This is a genomic window from Streptomyces sp. NPDC025784, from assembly GCF_055558435.1.
In genome coordinates, this window is sequence record NZ_JBVHMN010000031.1 from 1 (window position 1) to 16,259 (window position 16,259).

The following is a 16,259-nucleotide window of genomic DNA, read 5'->3' on the forward strand; positions in this document are numbered from 1 at the left end:
GCCCCCCCGCCCCACCCCCCCCACCACCCGGGGGGGGCGCGCGGCCGGCCCCCCCCCCCGGGGCGCGGCCCCCCCCCACACCCCCCGGGGCCGGGGCCCCCCCCCCCCGGGGGGGGGGGCGGCCCCACGGCTGCATGCGTGCGGGTACGACGCGCCGCGCGGGCCCGTGCCGGACGCTCGATCCGGCGTGTCGGTCAGTGGGCCAGTTCCCCGATGTGCGGCACGACCCGGGTCAGCCTCACCACGCCCCACAGGATCAGCCCGACGCCGACGGCCTCGGGCAGCAGCCACCAGCCGGTGCGGACGCTCTCCTCGAACAGGACGACGCCCAGCAACAGGCTGACCGTCGCGTCGCCGATGGTGAGGGCGGGCTGCGACGCGGCGAGGGGACCCGCCTGCAGGGCGTTCTCCAGCAGCAGGATGGCGCCGACGCCGGTCACCGCGAAGCCGTACGTCTGCCACGCGCCGAGGAAGGCGTCGAAGCCGTGGTCGGCGAGTGCCCCGGCGGACGATTTCAGCAGCGCGGCCGTCAGCGCGTTGCTGACGGCCGACGCCGAGCCGAGCACGGCGGCCCGGAACAGCGGCGGTCGCCCCGGCCGGGCCAGCGCGATCGCGCAGCCGACGGCTCCGAGGCACACCACCAGCACCGGGACCCACCGAGTCATCGGCGCCTGGTGTGTCGCGCCCGACGGCGCCGCCGAGCCGAGGACCAGTCCGAGGCCCACGACCACTCCCGCGACGGCCCACCAGCCCGCGCCGGGCAGACGCCGGTGCAGCAACGGGATGGCGAACAGCAGGGCGAAGGGCAGTTCCAGGATGAACAGCGGCTGCACGAGTGCCAGCGGCCCGTTCACGAGGGCCAGGGCCTGGAAGGCCGCGGCCCCGATCACTCCCGCGATGCCGATCAGCCAGGCGGGCTGCCGTGCCAGTGCGATCAGCAGACGCAGACCGCCGCCGGTCGGGACGGTGGATGCCGCCTTGCGCTGGAACGCCGTCCCCATCGCGTTACTCGCGGCCCCCAGCAGGGCGAACAGCACAGCCAGCACGGTCACTCCTCCACCATGCCCTCCGGAACGGCCCCGGGCCTCCCGGGGCGGCGGGGGCACACCCGCGCGGAGCAGCCCGGGGACCGCTCCGGAGCTCTAGAAGGGCGTCAGGGTGAGCCGGATCTCCGTGGGGGCGGTGTCCTGGACGTACGAGGCGAAGTCGGCGACGTCGTCGAAGGCGAAGCCGTACGCCTTGCCGTCCTCGGTCGCCGCGTGGATCGCCTTGGCGTAGTGGTTGGTCAGGTCGGTCCGGTAGAAGTCGCTCGCGGCCGTGCTGGGCTGGGCCGGCACGCTGAGCAGGGTGGAGCGGTTGAATCCGGCACCGAGGACCGCGGCGACCGGACCGGTCGTGCCGTCGTTGGGTGCGGCGAGGTTGCCGTCGCAGAACAGGACGTCGCGGGTGGTGGGCCTGCTGAAGGACACCGCGGCGGGCCCATCAAAGGTGAACTTGTCGGCGCGCACGCGGCCGGTGAACGTGCCGGCGTTCGTGGTGACGGTGAGGTCCTTCCCGGTGTAGGTGCTCCAGACCTCGTCGATGTACGGGGCGAAGTAGTCCTTGCCGAAGAGACCGGCGTCGAGACCGTGTCCGGGAGCGATGACGCGCACGTCGTCCACGACCAGCGGGGCGAACTCCTCGGCCTCGCGCACGGCAGCGAAGGCGGCGGCTCGTCCACCCTCGCGCAGGGTGCCCGTGGTCTGCTGCTCGTCCCCGGTCAGCCGGATGCTGAGGGGCACACTGAACATGTCGACCATCGTCGTGTTGCAGAACATCCCGGACGGGTTGTGGGTGAACTCCGCACAGTCGTGCAGCACGCCGTAGTTGGGGTCGGAGGCGACCCACCCGGCGGGGTACTGGAGCGCCGCGTTGCCGTTGCCGTCCGCCACGGCCTTGAACTTGAGCTTCTCGCCGAGGGACACGTAGACGCGCCCGGACAGGTACGGCAGGGAGAGTCGGGTCTCGCCGCCGGCGGAGAGGCTGAGAGCGTAGTCCGTGAAGCCGTCCGCGCCGTTGTCGGAGAGGGATACGGGGGCCAGGGTGCCGTCCTGGGTGACGCGGACCTGCTGTCCGTCCTGATTGCCGACGATGTAGACGTGCACGGACGCGTTGTCGAAGGAGCCGCTGTCGTTGACGATCGTCAGCGGGAGCGAGCCCGCGGCGGTCTTCGTGGTGCGGTCCGTCGTCCCGGCCAGGGCATGCGGCGCGACGGCGGCGATCGCCGGTGCCGCCACGGCCATGCCGCCGAGCGCGACGAACAGCTTGCGACGGGAGAGGTTGCGCTGGTGACGAGGCGTCATGTGTGCGGTGCTCCTCGGTACTTGTGCCTCAGCGAGGCGGTGGGGGGAGAATTGAGAGCGCTCTCAAACGTGGGGTGAGCGGCACCAATGGGCCCCGATGTTATGCACGAGACCTCCCGGGGCCAACCCTTCGGCCCGCCGGTCGACCCGCCCCGGGACGTGGATATTTGAACTATGTCCCGGTCTCCCCAGGGGCTTGATGCGCCCTTAATCCTCAGTTAGGGAAGGCGGACTCACTCCTGGCCGAGCGTCAGGGACAGCCGCACGGCGGTGCTCGAAGTCGTCGTGAACTCCTGGCAGTCGACCACCGCACGCAGCGACTGAGACGCCGCTCTGACGAGGTCCAGCCGTACCGGGGTCCCGTCCCGGGCGACGACGAGCCGGGCCTCCACCCAGGTCGCGGTCGTGCCCACGTCGGTGCGGTCCGTGCGCCGCCCGGTGAGCCATCGCGTCGCGCCCCGCACACCGGTGCTGCGCAGAGCGGGGATCTCCGGGACGTCGGCGGTGAGACGGCCGTCGTCGTGCAGTGTCCAGTGCGCCTGCCGCATACGGTCCCCGAAATTCGCAGCCTGCCGTGCGCGGGTTCCCGACAGCGGTTCGAGGGAGGTGACGGCGACGGCGTGGAAGGTCCGGGTCGCGTCCGCGGGCAGCGACACCGTGCTCCCCGGCGACGGCCCGTCGGTGAAGGACGGCAGCCCCCGCGGACGCGGCGGCGCGGCCGGTGCCGAAGGGCTGGGACACGCCGTGGGGGTCCCGCCCGCTCCGCCGGACCTTCCGCTCGGTGTGCCCGTGGGCGCCGGGCGGCGCTCGTTCGCGTCGTCGGCGAACACTCCTCCCGAAGGGCGGGACACCAGGGGCAGCAGTCCGACGACCAGGACCGTCGCGGGGAACAGGACCGCCGCCGCGTGGACCCTTGCCGAGGTGACCGCGAACCGGGCGCCGTAGGCGACGCGGACGCGCCTCACCAGCGGCCACAGCAGGACGACCGCGAGTGTCACCCACCATGCGGGGTCGGCGGTGAGCGCGTGATGGGCGAGCGCCAGCGCCTCCCGGGTCGCGCGTTCCCGGGACGCGCCCAGCAGTACGTACGCCGGTACGGCGCCCAGTACGGCCAGGAGGAGCTGGGCGAGAAGGGCGCTCGGCCACAGCAGCGCCTCCAGGAGTTGCACCGCGCCGCTCTCCTCCCGTGTCGCGCACCAGATGCGCAGTCGTACGGGCGGGTGGTGAAGCCGGGCCGGACCGCCCTGGTCGCCCTGCTCCAGACGGCGCAGGGCGCGGACGAGGCCGTCCGGACCGGCGGTGTGCACGGCCCATCGGTCGGCGTCGAGCTCCGCCGACCACAGCGCGGCCACGACGAGGAGCAGCACCTTGGGCACGCTGAACAGCACCAGGATCACCTCGGCGAGCGTCAGCGTGGCGGTCGCGTTGCCCGTGCCGAGGAGCAGGGCGACGGGGACGACGACGAACACCACCAGCACGTACGGCCAGACTCGGACCAGGGCGGTGAACGGGCTGCCGAGTCCGGCGACATGCTGCTCGCCGCGGCGCAGATGTCCGATCTCGTGCAGGAGCACCACACGGGCCGCCGCCACGTCCGTGTCCCACAGATGCACGAGCGGGGCGAAGACCCCGACCCGTGTCGCCCGCCGGCCGCCCGGATAGACGCGGGCGGACAGGCCGGACCGTGTGCTGATGCGCAACCGGGCGCCCGGCGCGTGCTCGTCCAGGAAGGCCTGCATCTGCTGGTGGAAGTGCGGTGCGGGCGTACCGGACGGTGCCGGCCGGACGTCCGGCTCCGTCGGCGGTCCGGTCGGCGCGGGCGAGGGTGCCGGCGGCGGAGCGACCAGCGGATGCTCCGGGGGCAGGAGTCCGTGGCGCCGCTCGATGGCGCGGCAGCGGACCGCCGGGAAGAGGAGCACGAGGACGGCGGCCAGCAGGAAGAACAGCGGCAACAACTGCACCAGGCTGAGCACCGCGGTGACGAAGCGGCCCCGGCCCGCCGCGTCGAGCCGGCGCAGGCCGTCGCCCACTCCGAAGGCGTGGCCGATCAGTGCGGGGACCTGCACGACGAAGAGGGCCAGGGTCACCCACAGCCACGGGGGTGACTCCCCCGCACGCGCCGACGGCCGGACTGCTGTCGGCCCGCTCATGGCATCGCGCGGCGCTGGCGGGTCACCACGCCCGGACGGCTCCGGCGCCGCGGTCGGGTCGGACGGAACGCTCCCAGCTGTCGGTTCGCTCGGATCGGACCCGGCAGTCGCCCGGGCCGAGGCGGGGACGCCCACACCGGTCGGTTCGATCGGGACGGACTCGGCCCGATCGGTCGATCCGGTCGCCGCGGACCGGGCAGGCGCCCCGGCCGTGGTCGGGGCGACCGCATCGGCCGGTTCGACGGCCGCGGTCGGGACGGACCTCTCCGTCGTCCCGGCCTCGGTCGGGACGACGGCATCGGTCGGTTCGGTCGAACGGGGCGCCGCGCCGGGCCCGGTCCGCGAGTGCGCCCGGCCCCGGCCTCGGTCATCCGCGGCCGGCTCCGTCCGGGTCCTGCGGGGGCCGTGGATCGGCCCCGGCGCGCGGACGACGGGGCCGGGAACGCAGGCCGGGTGCCGCGGAGATGAGCCGGCGCAGGCGCGGCCGGATGCCACGCGAGGTCGGCCGCGGCGGTTCCTCGCCCACGAGGGCGTCCAGGAACGCCGCCGCCTCGTCCGGTTCGCCCTCCGCCAGCAGCCGGGCGGTCACCTCGGCGGCGAGGTCGTCGGCCGCAGCCGGGTCCATGCCCCGGGCCCGGAGCCGTTCGCTCATCCTCAGGGCGGCCCGCACGGCCTCGACGGCGGGTGCGGGCGAGGGCGTCGGCCGGGGAGCGGTCCCGGACGAAGCGGCGTCTCCGGACGGGGAGTCGGCCGCGCCCCCGGAAGGGCTGCCGGATGCGGAGGCACCCGCGGGTCGGGGAGGGCGCTCGGGTCCTTCCGGTTCCGGCTCTCCGCCGGTCCGGGCGCCGTCCGTCGGCGCGGGCCGCGGCGGATCGGTCCCGTCGTCCGGTGAGGCGCCCGCGGAACGCTGCGCGCGCAGGCCGATCAGCAGGCCGGAGACGGACAGCACGTTGCCCAACTGCGGGCTGCCCAAGGCCGACTTGAGGGCGTCCGCGGCGTACGCCAGCGCGTCCAGGACGTCGGGCAGCACGGAGACCGTACCGCCCCCCATGCCGCCGGGTGCGGGACGGACGCCGGAGAAGAGGCCACGGCGCGTGGCGCCGCCCGCCGCGTACGTCCGTGCGGTCTGCGCGGCCAGTGCGGACTCGCCGGGCGCGGCCCACTCGGCGATCAGGACGCTCCACCGGTCGAGAAGTGCGGTCGCCGTCATGGCGCCTCCCGGTGCCGGGTGTGCGGGATGCCGCGGGTCACGAGGCCGTTCCCTCGAACTCGATGCGGAACTCGACGAGACCGTCCGTGCTGGTGCCCTCCGCCGTGAGGGATGCGGTGGAGGCGTCGAGAGGGCCCCGGAAGGTCGTGCCGGTGGCCAGGGCGTGCGGGTAGCCGCCGGGCAGCGAGCCCAGGTCGTTCCGGCAGGCCACGACCGGGCTGGACCAGTTGATGAGGTTGAGGGCGACCGCTTCCCGGGTGTGCGGGTCGGTGAGCCTGGCGTCGAGTTCGCCGCCGGACCAGTCCACGTCCCAGTAGGTCAGCAGCAGGTGCGGATCGCGGGGGTTGCCCGCCAGGTCCTGGCCGCTGGTCGTGCTGACGGCGGAGGACCAGAAGGACACGGCGCCGGACCGGGCGGGGTCGCCCGCGGCGAACAGCAGGGAGAACGGGTTGTCCTCGGTCTCGTCGCCGCCCGTGCGCGGTCGGCTCAGATCGAGCGTGCTGTTCGCCGAATAGGTCTGGCTGTCCGCGAGGCGGCGGGAGCCGTCCGCGTTGCAGTAGTCGTAGACGCGGACGGAGATGTCGGCGGTGCCGCCGTACTTCTTGCCCCAGAGTGCCGAGGCCTCCCCGTCGCCCTGTGCGAGCGTCTCCTCGTCCGGCGTGGCGGTGACCGTGTCGGCGGCTTCGGTCGTCGGCGTGTCGCTGATCGAGGGCGTCGGATCGGGGGGCGTGCTCGGCGAGGGCGGGCCGGAGGACGGTGGCGTGGCCGCGATCGTGCTCGCCGCCGCCGACGTTCCCCCGGCGTCCGGGTCCCCGTTCCCGCACGCCGTCAGCGCCGCGCACAGAATCCCCAGGCCCATCGCCGCCACGAGCCGGGTCCGGACGGATCCGGGCAGCCCGGTGGCACCTGTCCTGACGGACATGACATCCCCCTCCCCCGCCTGAAGGCTCCCCCACGAGCCCCAGGAGGCAGGACGTTACGCTTCGCGGTCACTCCGTCACGCGATACGTGTCCTTCGTTACCTTTTCGTGCCTGCGACCGCGCGCCGGTCCGGTCGTCGGCGCCCTGACCGGCGGCCCGGGCCCGCGGTGCCGCGCTCAGTCGGCCGGGCGGTTCAGCCGGGCCCGCTCCTTGGCCGCCTGTACCGCCGCCGTGAGGCTCTCGATGTCGTACGCGCCGTGGTGGCGGCGGCCGTTGACGAAGAACGTCGGTGTCCCCGAGACGCCGCTCAGGTCGGCGGACTCGACGTCCTCGGCGACGCGCGCGGCGCCGGAGTGGAGGCGCAGGGCCTTGTGGAAGCGTTCGGTGTCGAGGCCCAGTTGCTCGGCGTACCGGAGCAGGTCGACCGCCCGCAGGGCGCCTTGGTGGTCGAGGAGCAGGTCGTGCATCTCCCAGAACGCGCCCTGCTCGGCGGCGGCCTCCGCGGCCTCGGCTGCGAGTTCGGCGTGCGGGTGCACGTCGTCGAGGGGCAGGTGGCGAAAGACGTAGCGGACGTCTCCGTAGTCGGCCAGCAGTTCACGGATGACGGGCTCCGCGAGCCCGCAGTACGGGCATTCGAAGTCGGCGAACTCGACGACCGTCACGGGCGCGTCCAGGGGACCGCGGACGTGGTCGCGGTCGACGTCGACCGGCGGGACCAGGTCGACGATCGTGGCCCCGGTGCCGAGCAGGGCACGGGAGCGCGTCCGACCCGGCAGGTGGCCGACGATCCAGGTGACCAGCCACGTCGTCGCGAAGGCGCAGACGACCGCGCTCAGTACGCCGATCTTGGCCTGGGTCAGCCGCTCTCCCGAGAAGGCGAGGGTCGCGATCAGCAGGGAGACCGTGAACCCGACCCCGGCGATGGCCCCTCCTGCCGTGGTCGCGCCCCAGCCGACCGGCGGGCGCAGATTGCCGCGGCTGAACCGGGAGACGAGCCAGGAGGCGCCGACGATGCCCACGGGCTTGCCCACCACGTAGCCGGCCAGGATGCCCAGGGTGATCGGCGACGTGTACGCCTCGGCGAGCCGTCCGCCGTCGACGGTGATCCCGGCGTTGGCCAGCGCGAACAGCGGAACGATCACGTAGCTGGTCCACGGGTGGTACATCCGCTGGAGCCGCTCGTTGGGCGAGATCGCCGAGGCGAGACCGAGTCGTACCGACCGTTCCAGCTCCGGCGTCGGCTGCTCGCGGAACAGCCGGAACAGCCCGCTCGCCCGCTCCAGGTCGCTGCGGCTGGCCGGGTACGCGTAGGTCAGCAGCCCCATGGCCAGTCCGACGACGACCGGGTCGACGCCGGACCTCTCCAGGGCCACCCAGGTCGCGACGGCCAGCACCGCGTACACCGCGCCGCGCCGGACGTGCCCGGCCCGCACCGCGAGGATGACGACGAACAGGCCGAGGGCGGTCCACAGGGCCGGCCAGTCGATGGGGCCGCTGTAGGCGACGGCGATGACGACCAGGGCCACGAAGTCGTCGACCACCGCGACGGTGAGAATGAAGACCCGCAGGCCCGCGGGCAGGCGGCTGCCGAGCAGTGCCAGCATGCCGAGCGCGAAGGCCGTGTCGGTCGACATCGCCGCGCCCCAGCCCTGCGTGGAGGACTCGCCCATGTTGAGCGCGAGGTAGATCAGGACCGGCACGAGCATGCCTGCCAGTCCGGCGATCACCGGCAGGGTGACCCGTCTGCGTTCGCGCAGTTCGCCCATGTCGAACTCGCGCCGCGCCTCCAGGCCGACGACGAAGAAGAACAGCGTCATCAGACCGCTGTTCATCCACTCGCGCAGATCGAGGGCCACCCCTCGCGCGCCGAGGTGGACGGACAGCTCGGTCCCCCAGAACGTCTCGTAGCCACCTGGGGCGAGATTGGCCCAGGCCATCGCGGCGAGGGCGGCGGCGAGCAGGACGGCGGCGCTGCCCGTCTCCGTGCGCAGGAAGTCGCGCAGCGGTGTGTGCATGTCCGAGCCGCACTCGGTCCGCCCGGTCAGGTGGGGCGCCGTCGGCGGCATGCTCGTCTCCCGTTCCTGCCGCTCCGTGCCTGTCGCCGACCGGTTCGGCGTGGCCGGCGTCCGGGTCGGGAAGACGCGGTCCGAGCGGCTTGGTCGTATGTCGAGGTGAACCCTCACCCATCGCGCTCTGTTCCGGGCCGAGGCGCGCGGAGCCGCCGACAGTGCCAACACCAGCGGCGGCCCGGTGACACGCCCGAGCCCCACGTGCTCTGTTCCTGACCACGAGCCGACGCCCCGACTCCGGGTCGGCACACCTCGGCCCACCCGGCGTCCCGAGGGGCCGGCGAGGCCGGTCCGCGCGCGCAGGGGCACACACAGCGCGACAACCGCCGCACAGGTGCGTCAACCTCGATCACGACCAGACGGTCGTCTGCTCTTTTCCGTCATGTTCCGCAGCAGGCACACGAAAACTACACAGAGCCATCACTATGTGACGCGACGAAAGCGTTGACGACCGGCGTCTGAGGGGGGCACCGGCGTCACGCAAGGGGGTGCGTCCGCTCCGTGGGAGCAGTGCTCACCCCTGCCCGGGGAGGGAACTTCACCGCATGAAGCGGACCATTGGCTCGACCGCGCTCAGCGTGGGCACACTCGTCGCCCCGCTCGGCTCACCGGCCGAGGCGGCGCACTCCGACACCACCGCACCGCGCATCGACCCGCGGGTCCCGGTCGTGAGGGGCGGCGGCCCGGCCACCGGCGCGCTCGCGTCCGAACCGGGTGCAACCGCCGGCGTCCCCGAGCAGGACACGCCCGGCGGAGCTCCACGCACACGGGTACCCGCCGGAGTGACCGAGCAGGTGCCCTGCGCCCCGGACAACTGAACGGCGCACCGACCGAAGGTCCCGGCCGCACGCGGCGGCCGGGAAGGCCTGACCACCCCACACCTCGGCCGTGGAGCACATCCATGCACGTTCCCCACGCCGCGCGACGCCCCAGCGCGACGCGCGTCACCCTGCTCACCGAAGGCACATACCCGCACAGTCACGGCGGCGTGAGCGTCTGGTGCGACCAACTCGTCGCCGGCATGCCCGACATGGACTTCGACGTCATCGCCGTCACCGGAACCGGACGTGAACCGATCGTGTGGGACGTGCCCGACCACGTCTCGCGCGTCGTCGGGGTCCCGATGTGGGGACCGCCGCCCGAGGGCAGTCCGCCGCGCGGGCGCCGCCGCGACCGGCTGTCCGCCGCCTACGAACAGTTCCTGACCGCTCTGCTCGACCCGTGTGCAGAGGACCGGTTCGGCACCGCCCTGTACGAGTTGGCGTCCGCGGCGGCCGACGGGCAGCTGAGTCCCTTCCTGCGCGGCGACCGGGCCATCGCGATCCTCGCCTCCGTGTGGAACCGCCCGGGGCTCGCCGTGCGCGAGGCCCGGCCGACCCTGCACGACGCCATCACCGCCACCGCCCTGCTGGAGCACGCCCTGCGTCCGCTGGCCGCACCGCCGCCCGAGCACGGAGTGGCGCACGCCGTCAGCGGCGGCGTCGCCGTCCTGCCGGGACTGGCCGCGCTCCAACAGCACGGGGTGCCCCTGCTGTTGACGGAGCACGGGGTGTATCTGCGCGAGCGCTACCTCGGCTACCGCACCGCTCCCTACCGCTGGCCGGTCAAGGCCGTCGTCCTGGGCTTCTTCCGGCTGCTCGCCGAGGAGACCTACCGGCGGGCCGCGCTGATCACGCCGGGCAACCGCTACAACCGGCTGTGGGAGGAACAGGGCGGCGCCGATCCCGCGTCCATCCGCACCGTCTACAACGGCGTGGACCCGAGCGCCTTCCCGCCGGCCGGTCCCGAGCCGGAGGAACCCACGCTCAGCTGGGCGGGCCGGGTCGACCCGATCAAGGACCTGGAGACCCTCGTCCGCGCGCTCGCGCTCGTCCGGGCTCAACTGCCCGCGGCGCGGCTGCGGTTGTTCGGCGGCACCCCACCCGGCGGCGAGGCCTACCGTGAACGGTGCGAGGCCCTGGCCGCCGAGCTCGGACATGCGGACGCGGTCACCTTCGAGGGCCGCGTCGACGACATCAAGGACGCGTACGCGGCGGGCAACGTCGTGATGCTGTCCAGCATCAGCGAAGGATTTCCCTTCACCCTGATCGAGGCCATGTCGTGCGGGCGGGCGACCGTCTCCACGGACGTGGGCGGCGTACGGGAGGCCGTGGGCGACACCGGACTCGTCGTCCCGCCGCGCGATCCCGCCGCCATGGCCGCGGCGGCGCTGGAACTGCTCGCCGATCCCGGGCGGCGCCGCACGATGGGCGAGGGAGCCCGGCTCCGGGTGGTCGAACAGTTCACCCTGCGCCAGACCGTCGACACCTTCCGCTCGATCTATCTGGAGCTGTCGGCACTCGGCGGCTTCACCCTGCGCGATCCGTGGGAGGCCGGCACCGCCGCCGACCTCGCTCCGACGGGCGAGCCGCGGACCGTCCTGCCGAGGAGTCTGGCCGGATGAGCGGACCGATGGCCCTCGAACCCGGCGGCGCGGAGGGCGACATGCTGTCGCAGCGGCTCGCCGGCCACCGCGCACCGGCCTCGGCGGCGCCGGACCGCCCGGGACAGGCGGACCACCCGGAACGGGACGCGGTCGACCGGCTCGCCGCGGAACTCGCCGACCGCGTCGGCCCGGCCGTCCACCCCTACGAGGTGGCCGCGCTGCTGGAGTCCGAGGGCCTGACCGCCGAGGTGATCCACGAGCGGTACGGGCACCCGAACCTGTTCTCCCTCGCCTCCGCGCTGTACGAGCGGGTGCCGCGCACCTTTCCCGAGCCCGCGGCGCCACCCGACCCGTGGCGGCCGGACCATGTGCGCTGTGCCCTGCGCGGCGCGCTGTTCGCCCTGCCGGGACTCGCCTATCTGCTCACCGCCCGGCTGTGGCACGCCGCGCGCGACACCGACGTCCTGGTCGTGGCCGGGCTGGTGTCGTGGGCCTGGGGCCAGGCGCTCGGGCACCGGGCCTACCTGCGGATGGCCGCGGGACGGCGCGAGGCGGGTCTCACCCTGCGGGCCGGCGCGCCGCTGGGCGCCGCCGTGGCGACGGCCGTGGGGGCCCCGTTCGCCGGCACCGGCACGGCGGTGGCCGTGGCCACCGCGCAATCGGTGTATCTCGCGGCGGCCGGGGTCCTGCTGGTGCTGGACGGAGAACGGCTGCTGCTGGCCGCGCTGGCCCCGGTGGTCGCCGGATCGGTGGTGCTGCCGTGGTGGGAGCCGGGCACCGTCCTGCGTGTCGCCCTGCCGCTGCTGTCCATGGTGGGCACCGTCGGCGCGGCGGGCTGGGCGCTGCGGACCACCCGGTCGGTCGCGTCCGCGCCGGGCGCCGTCCGACCCCCGCTGCTGCCCTCCCTGCCGTACGGGCTGTTCGGCCTGGCCGCCGGGGTGCTGGTCCTGCTGGAGGGACGGCAGCACCCGTACGCCGTGATCGTGCTGACGGTCAGCATGGGGCCCGCCGAGTGGCTGCTGTACCGGTACCGGGGGATGTCGGTCGCGGCGCTGCGGGCGACCGCGACACCGGCCGCCTTCCTGTTCCGGTCCACCGGTGTGCTCGCTCTGTGCCTGTGCGCCTATCTGCTGCCGCTGCTGCCCGCGGCGCTGCTGACCGATGCCGAGCCGATACCACTGCTGCTGCTCGCGGCGACGCTGTGGACCGCGCTGCTCCTCCAGGCCTTCGGGGCCGCATGGCCGCCCGCCGGGGTGTGCCTGGCCGCCGCGGCCGGTGCCGCGGCGACGACTCTGTCGTACCTGCCGAAGGGCCCGGGACCGCTGTCGCTGTGCTGCGGCGCCGCCGCGCTGTGTCTCACGGCATGTGTGCTGCGGCTGCTGGGCCGGCCCGCACCGCACTCCTGAAGCACCCCGCCCTCTCCGACTTCTCATCCCGTCCGCTGTGTCGCACCGCTCGCATCCGGCATCCCGCCGGGACGACCGGACACCACCGCGGCCGTCGCGGGACGCCCGCGACACCGTCGCCAGACGCGGACACCACCTGCGCAACCCGACCGGAAGGACCAAGAGTTGACCACCGCACCGCTCGCCGCCGTCACCGGAGCCGAAGGCTTCATCGGTTCCCACCTCACCGAGGCGCTGGTCGCCTCAGGGTGCCGGGTGAGGGCCATGGCGCAGTACAACTCCTTCTCCTCCTACGGCTGGCTGGAGACGCTGCACCCCGACGTCCTCGACCAGGTCGAGATCGTCCTCGGCGACGTCCGCGACCCCGGCTCGGTCCGGGGTCTGGTCGAAGACGCGGACTGCGTCTACCACTTGGCCGCCCTCATCGCCATCCCGTACTCCTACCGGGCGCCGCACAGCTATGTGGACACCAATGTCACCGGCACGCTCAACGTGCTGGAGGCGGTGCGCGCACTGGGCACGCCCCGGCTGGTGCACACCTCCACCAGCGAGACCTACGGCACCGCCCGGACCGTGCCGATCACCGAGGGTCACCCCATCAACACCCAGTCCCCGTACGCGGCTTCGAAGGCGGGCGGGGACCGGCTGGCCGACAGCTACCACGCGAGCTTCGACACCCCGGTAGTCACCCTGCGGCCGTTCAACACCTTCGGCCCGCGCCAGTCCATGCGGGCCGTCATCCCCAGCGTCATCGGCCAGGTCGCGGCGGGCGAACGCACCCTCACCCTCGGCGATCTGCGCCCGACCCGCGACTTCACCTACGTCGAGGACACCGCGCGGGCGTTCCTCGCGGTGGGTACCGCACCCGCCGACCGGGTCGTCGGCAGGACCTTCAACGCCGGTACCGGCGGCGAGATCTCGGTCGGCGACCTGGTCGCGCTGATCGGCAAGGTGATGGACACGTCCCTCGACGTACGGGAGGACTCCCGGCGCATCCGGCCCGCCAACTCCGAGGTGATGCGGCTGGTCGCAGACGCGACCCGGCTCACCGCGGCCACCGGCTGGAGTCCGGCCCACGACCTCGAACAAGGCCTGGCCCGCACCGTGGAGTTCTTCCGTGACCCGGCCAACCTCGCCCGCTACAAGACCGGCATCTACAACATCTGACCCACCGGTACGTCCACGAAGGAGGAGTCCCATGCACGCAGTGATCCTGGCGGGAGGCAAGGGCGTCCGGCTGCGGCCCTACACCACCGCACTGCCCAAGCCGCTCGTGCCCATCGGCGATCAGCACGCGATCCTGGAGATCGTGCTGCGTCAGCTCGCCACGGCCGGATTCACCGGCTGCACCATCGCCATCGGCCATCTGGGCGAGATCATCCGCGCCTACGTCGGCGACGGCTCCCAGTGGGGCATGGCCGTCGACTACGCCACCGAGGAGAGCCCGCTCGGCACGATGGGCCCCCTGCTCACCATGCGCGAGCGTCTGCCGGAGTCGTTCCTCGTGATGAACGGCGACGTGCTCACCGACCTCGACTACGCCGACGTCCTGGGGCAACACCGCGTCTCCGGTGCGCCGCTGACGATCGCCACGTACGCGCGCAAGGTGCTCATCGACTTCGGGGTCCTGACCACCGACGCGAGCAAGGTCGTCGCCTTCACGGAGAAGCCGAGCATGGACTATCGCGTCTCCATGGGCGTGTACGGGCTGTCCCGGTCGACGCTCGACGGCTACACCCCGGGACTGCCGCTCGGCTTCGACGAGCTGGTGCTCGATCTGCTCCGGATCGAGAACCCCCCGCACGCCTACGAGTTCGACGGGTACTGGCTCGACATCGGCCGCCCCGACGACTACGACCGGGCCAACGCCGAGTTCACCACCCGCAAGTCACTGCTGCTCAAGGGAGCCTGACCACCGTATGCGCATTCTCGTCCTGGGCCTCACCGGCTATCTGGGCGGTCACGTCGCCGACCACCTGCACGCCCTCGTGGGCGTGCGGGTGCTCGGCGGCGGCCGCTCGGCCGCCGCCGAGGTCGGCATCGACCTCGCCACCGACCGCACGGACCAGGTGGCGAAGGCCCTCGCGTCGGCGGCACCCGACGCGGTCATCAACTGCGCGGGAGCGACCGGCGGCGACGCCGTGACGCTGGCCGAGGTCAACTCCCGCGGCCCTGCCGTGCTGTGCGCGGCTCTGCGCGACGCCGCTCCCACGGCACGCCTCGTCCATCTCGGCTCGGCCGCCGAGTACGGTCCCGGCACCCGGGACGTCGACGTCGCGGAGTCGGCCGCCACCCGCCCCGTCACGCCGTACGGAGCCACCAAGCTCGCCGGGACCGTCACGGTGACCGCTTCCGGTCTCGACACGGTGGTCCTTCGCGTGGGCAACCCGGTGGGACCCGGCGCCCCGCCCGCGGGGCTGCCCGGCCGGATCGCCGGGCTGCTGCGCGAGGCCGGCGGGGACCCGGACGCGGTGATCCGGCTGGGTGACCTGTCCGCCCACCGCGACTTCGTGGACGTACGGGACGTGGCACGAGCGGCGGCCCGGGCCGCGACGGCGCCCGCTCCGCTGCCCCGCGTGCTCAACATCGGCGGCGGGCAGGCCGTTCCGGTGCGCGACCTGGTGCGGGCCCTGGCCCGGATCGCCGGGTTCCGGGGGCGCATCGAGGAGAAGGGCGGCGGGTCCGTGCGCTCGGGGGACGTGTCGTGGCAGTGCTCCGACATCACCTCCGCCGCCGACGCCCTCGACTGGCGGCCGTCGTACTCGCTCGACGAGTCGCTGTCCGCGCTGTGGGCCGCGGTCACGGAACCTGCCGGCCAGGAGCGGGAGGGCGACCGCACACCATGAGCCTGCTGATCCCGCTGTACGTCCATCCGGGCGAGGACCCGGCCGCCTGGCATCGTCTGATCACCGCGGCGGACCGGACGTACGCGGTGATCCTCAACCCCGCCGACGGACCGGGTCCGAGCCCCGATCCGGCGTTCACCGCGGCGGCCGGCGCGCTGCGGGACTCGGGGGCCCGGCTGCTCGGCTACGTGGACACCGACTACGGCGCCAGGGGCCCGGACCAGGTCGCGGACGACGTCGCCCGGCACCGGGAGTGGTACGCGACGGACGGCTGCTTCCTCGACCGGGTGCCGTCGGGGCGGGCCGAACTGTCCGCCGTCAGAAGGCTGGTACGGACGGCGCGGCGGCTCGGTGCGGCTCCCGTCGTCCTCAATCCGGGCGTCCACCCGGCACCGGGGTACGCGCGGCTCGCGGATCTGGTCGTCACGTTCGAGGGCCATTGGTCCACGTACGTCTCGGCGTTCAGCAGACCGGAGTGGACCTCGCGCCATTCCGCCGACCACTTCTGCCATCTCGTGTACGGCGTGCCCGAGGCCCTCGTGCCGCTGGCCGTCCGTACCGCCCGTGACCGGGGCGCGGCGGTCTGCGGACCGGTCACGGGCGAACTGCCCAATCCCTGGTCGCGGTTGACGCCCGCGCTGGAGCAGGCGCTCGACTGAGGGCCGCGCTTCGATGTGACCGTCCGGACGGGACGGTCGTGTCGCCCGGGAGCACGGCCGTCCCGTCCGGCGCCGGGAGCCGACCCGGCGAGGCGGCGTCCCCGGCCGGTCGGCCACGGGGCCCGGGCGACGCGCTCCCGCCGGACCGGGAGGAGTCCGAAGTACGCGGAAGTACACGGCTTTTACCCGTACCTGATGGCATGGACCGGTCAAATCTGCGACGCTTCCCGC

The 16,259-nt window shown here is 73.6% G+C and carries 13 protein-coding genes; 7 read left to right on the plus strand and 6 right to left on the minus strand.

Annotation, left to right across the window (positions count from 1 at the left end; translation table 11 throughout):
* Nucleotides 1-194 precede the first annotated feature (194 nt).
* From ACZ4IF_RS42300 to nhaA, 6 genes are all read right to left on the minus strand, one after another.
* A complete protein-coding gene (locus ACZ4IF_RS42300; RefSeq protein ID WP_359501732.1) occupies nt 195-1,052 on the minus strand; it encodes a DMT family transporter in 858 nt (285 codons plus the stop codon).
* A gap of 90 nt (nt 1,053-1,142) precedes the next feature.
* Nucleotides 1,143-2,342, minus strand: a complete 1,200-nt coding sequence (locus ACZ4IF_RS42305; RefSeq protein WP_467573887.1) for a beta-1,3-glucanase family protein — start codon at nt 2,340-2,342, stop codon at nt 1,143-1,145.
* 233 nt (nt 2,343-2,575) lie between these two features.
* On the minus strand, nt 2,576-4,429 hold the full coding sequence (locus ACZ4IF_RS42310; protein ID WP_467573890.1) for a hypothetical protein: 1,854 nt from the start codon (nt 4,427-4,429) through the stop codon (nt 2,576-2,578).
* Between the two features lie 430 nt (nt 4,430-4,859).
* A complete protein-coding gene (locus tag ACZ4IF_RS42315) occupies nt 4,860-5,702 on the minus strand; it encodes a hypothetical protein (protein WP_467573895.1) in 843 nt (280 codons plus the stop codon).
* Nucleotides 5,703-5,739: 37 nt separating this feature from the next.
* Complete coding sequence (locus ACZ4IF_RS42320; RefSeq protein WP_467573898.1) at nt 5,740-6,624, minus strand: hypothetical protein; 885 nt, start codon at nt 6,622-6,624, stop codon at nt 5,740-5,742.
* Nucleotides 6,625-6,799: 175 nt separating this feature from the next.
* Nucleotides 6,800-8,689, minus strand: coding sequence for a Na+/H+ antiporter NhaA (gene nhaA, locus ACZ4IF_RS42325; protein ID WP_467573901.1), 1,890 nt, complete (start codon nt 8,687-8,689; stop codon nt 6,800-6,802).
* A gap of 548 nt (nt 8,690-9,237) precedes the next feature.
* Between nhaA and ACZ4IF_RS42330 the strand changes: the two genes are divergently transcribed.
* The 7 genes from ACZ4IF_RS42330 (at nt 9,238) to ACZ4IF_RS42360 (ending at nt 16,028) form a co-directional block, all read left to right on the plus strand.
* Nucleotides 9,238-9,510, plus strand: coding sequence for a hypothetical protein (locus ACZ4IF_RS42330; protein ID WP_467573904.1), 273 nt, complete (start codon nt 9,238-9,240; stop codon nt 9,508-9,510).
* Nucleotides 9,511-9,593: 83 nt separating this feature from the next.
* The gene (gene pelF, locus ACZ4IF_RS42335; protein WP_467573908.1) at nt 9,594-11,135 is read left to right on the plus strand and encodes a GT4 family glycosyltransferase PelF; all 1,542 of its coding nucleotides are present in this window, start codon (nt 9,594-9,596) and stop codon (nt 11,133-11,135) included.
* The gene (locus ACZ4IF_RS42340) at nt 11,132-12,523 is read left to right on the plus strand and encodes a hypothetical protein (protein ID WP_467573912.1); all 1,392 of its coding nucleotides are present in this window, start codon (nt 11,132-11,134) and stop codon (nt 12,521-12,523) included. The genes pelF and ACZ4IF_RS42340 overlap by 4 nt, the downstream gene beginning before the upstream one ends.
* A gap of 165 nt (nt 12,524-12,688) precedes the next feature.
* The gene (locus tag ACZ4IF_RS42345; RefSeq protein WP_467573917.1) at nt 12,689-13,690 is read left to right on the plus strand and encodes an SDR family NAD(P)-dependent oxidoreductase; all 1,002 of its coding nucleotides are present in this window, start codon (nt 12,689-12,691) and stop codon (nt 13,688-13,690) included.
* Nucleotides 13,691-13,721: 31 nt separating this feature from the next.
* Entirely contained in the window at nt 13,722-14,435 is a 714-nt protein-coding gene (locus ACZ4IF_RS42350; RefSeq protein ID WP_467573920.1) for a nucleotidyltransferase family protein, read from the plus strand.
* Between the two features lie 7 nt (nt 14,436-14,442).
* Complete coding sequence (locus ACZ4IF_RS42355; RefSeq protein WP_467573923.1) at nt 14,443-15,369, plus strand: NAD-dependent epimerase/dehydratase family protein; 927 nt, start codon at nt 14,443-14,445, stop codon at nt 15,367-15,369.
* Nucleotides 15,366-16,028, plus strand: coding sequence for a spherulation-specific family 4 protein (locus tag ACZ4IF_RS42360; RefSeq protein WP_467573926.1), 663 nt, complete (start codon nt 15,366-15,368; stop codon nt 16,026-16,028). Before ACZ4IF_RS42355 ends, ACZ4IF_RS42360 begins: the two co-directional genes overlap by 4 nt.
* Nucleotides 16,029-16,259 lie beyond the last annotated feature (231 nt).

Excerpts from the sequence above, each read along its gene's own strand:
- ACZ4IF_RS42305 (WP_467573887.1), bottom strand. The coding sequence starts at position 2,342 with ATGACGCCTCGTCACCAGCGCAACCTCTCCCGTCGCAAGCTGTTCGTC.
- ACZ4IF_RS42315 (WP_467573895.1), bottom strand. The coding sequence starts at position 5,702 with ATGACGGCGACCGCACTTCTCGACCGGTGGAGCGTCCTGATCGCCGAG.
- ACZ4IF_RS42320 (WP_467573898.1), bottom strand. The coding sequence starts at position 6,624 with ATGTCCGTCAGGACAGGTGCCACCGGGCTGCCCGGATCCGTCCGGACC.
- nhaA (WP_467573901.1), bottom strand. The coding sequence starts at position 8,689 with ATGCCGCCGACGGCGCCCCACCTGACCGGGCGGACCGAGTGCGGCTCG.
- ACZ4IF_RS42330 (WP_467573904.1), top strand. The coding sequence starts at position 9,238 with ATGAAGCGGACCATTGGCTCGACCGCGCTCAGCGTGGGCACACTCGTC.
- pelF (WP_467573908.1), top strand. The coding sequence starts at position 9,594 with ATGCACGTTCCCCACGCCGCGCGACGCCCCAGCGCGACGCGCGTCACC.
- ACZ4IF_RS42340 (WP_467573912.1), top strand. The coding sequence starts at position 11,132 with ATGAGCGGACCGATGGCCCTCGAACCCGGCGGCGCGGAGGGCGACATG.
- ACZ4IF_RS42350 (WP_467573920.1), top strand. The coding sequence starts at position 13,722 with ATGCACGCAGTGATCCTGGCGGGAGGCAAGGGCGTCCGGCTGCGGCCC.
- ACZ4IF_RS42355 (WP_467573923.1), top strand. The coding sequence starts at position 14,443 with ATGCGCATTCTCGTCCTGGGCCTCACCGGCTATCTGGGCGGTCACGTC.
- ACZ4IF_RS42360 (WP_467573926.1), top strand. The coding sequence starts at position 15,366 with ATGAGCCTGCTGATCCCGCTGTACGTCCATCCGGGCGAGGACCCGGCC.